The sequence below is a fragment of the Ruegeria sp. AL12 genome (assembly GCF_056540885.1).
Genome location: NZ_JBQFXN010000040.1, coordinates 1 through 1,576 on the forward strand (window position 1 = coordinate 1; position 1,576 = coordinate 1,576).

Annotated in this window: 2 protein-coding genes; both read left to right on the forward strand. The window is 59.8% G+C overall.

Annotated elements, in window-relative coordinates:
* A partial coding sequence (locus tag ACR0C6_RS21130) for a cytochrome b (protein WP_480621058.1) occupies positions 1–899 on the forward strand: 899 nt, incomplete at its 5' end.
* A 17-nt stretch (positions 900–916) separates the two neighbouring features.
* On the forward strand, positions 917–1,576 hold a 660-nt coding region (locus ACR0C6_RS21135; RefSeq protein WP_480621060.1), incomplete at its 3' end, for a cytochrome c1.

Below are 1,576 nucleotides of genomic sequence, written 5' to 3' on the forward strand. Positions count from 1 at the left end.
TGGGCTATGTTCTGCCATGGGGTCAGATGTCCTTCTGGGGTGCGACTGTGATCACCGGTCTGTTTGGTGCCATTCCGTTTGTGGGTGACGCGATCCAGACCTGGCTGCTGGGCGGACCCGCGGTGGATAACGCCACGCTGAACCGCTTCTTCTCGCTGCATTACCTGCTGCCGTTCATCATCGCGGCTTTGGTCGTGGTACACATCTGGGCCTTCCACACCACGGGCAACAACAACCCCACAGGTGTTGAAGTGCGTCGCGGCTCGAAAGACGAGGCGAAGAAAGACACGCTGCCGTTCTGGCCGTATTTCGTGATCAAGGACCTGTTCGCGCTGGCCGTGATCCTGGTCGTGTTCTGGGCCGTTGTCGGTTTCATGCCGAACTATCTGGGCCACCCGGACAACTATATCGAAGCCAACCCGCTGGCGACACCCGCACATATCGTGCCTGAATGGTACTTCCTGCCGTTCTACGCGATCCTGCGTGCCTTTACCGGTGAAGTCTGGGTTGTTCAGTTCGCCAGCTTCATCACCGGTGGTATCGTTGACGCCAAGTTCTTCGGTGTTCTGGCGATGTTTGGTGCGATCCTGGCCATGGCGCTGGCGCCCTGGCTGGACACGTCGAGCGTGCGTTCGGGCAAGTACCGTCCGATGTTGAAATGGTGGTTCTACCTGCTGATCATCGACTTCTTCGCCCTGATGTGGCTGGGTGCGATGCCTGCGGAAGAACCCTATGCGACCTTCTCGCTGATCGCATCGGCCTACTGGTTCGCCTATTTCTTCGTGATCCTGCCGATCCTTGGTGTGATCGAGAAACCTCTGGCCCAGCCCGAGACCATCGAAGAAGACTTCAACGCGCATTATGGCAAGGCTGACGCCGACGCCACGCCGGCCGAGTAAGAAGAGGGACCGGAAACATGTTCAAGAAACTTGCAATCGGCGCCGCGTTTGCTCTGGCCCTGACCCCTGCTGCTTCCATTGCAGCAGGTGGTGGTGAGCAGCATATCGAAGATTTCGCCTTCTCGTTCGAAGGCCCGTTCGGCACCTGGGACCAGCATCAGCTGCAACGTGGCCTGCAGATCTATACCGAGGTCTGCGCGGCTTGCCACGGTCTGCAATATGTGCCGCTGCGCGATCTGAAAGCGCTGGGTTACTCGGAAGAAGAAGTCATCGCATACGCGGCTGGCAACTTCGAAGTCTTCGACCCCGAGCTGGACGATTTCCGTCCGGCGATCCCCACCGACCACTTCCCGGCCAATACCGGCGTCGGCGCACCTGACCTGAGCCTGATGGCCAAGGCCCGTGCCGGATTCCATGGGCCTTATGGCCTGGGCATCAACCAGCTGGTCAAAGGCATGGGTGGCCCGGAATACATCGCCTCGCTGCTACACGGCTACACTGGCCACGAAAAAGAAGAAGCGGGTGCAGTGCTCTACGAAAACACCGCCTTCCCCGGCGGCTGGATTTCGATGGCGCCTCCGCTGGCTGACGAGCAGGTCGAATTCGCGGACGGGCACTCGGACACGGTTGGGCATATGGCCGAGGACGTTGCCGCATTCCTGATGTGGGGGGCCGGG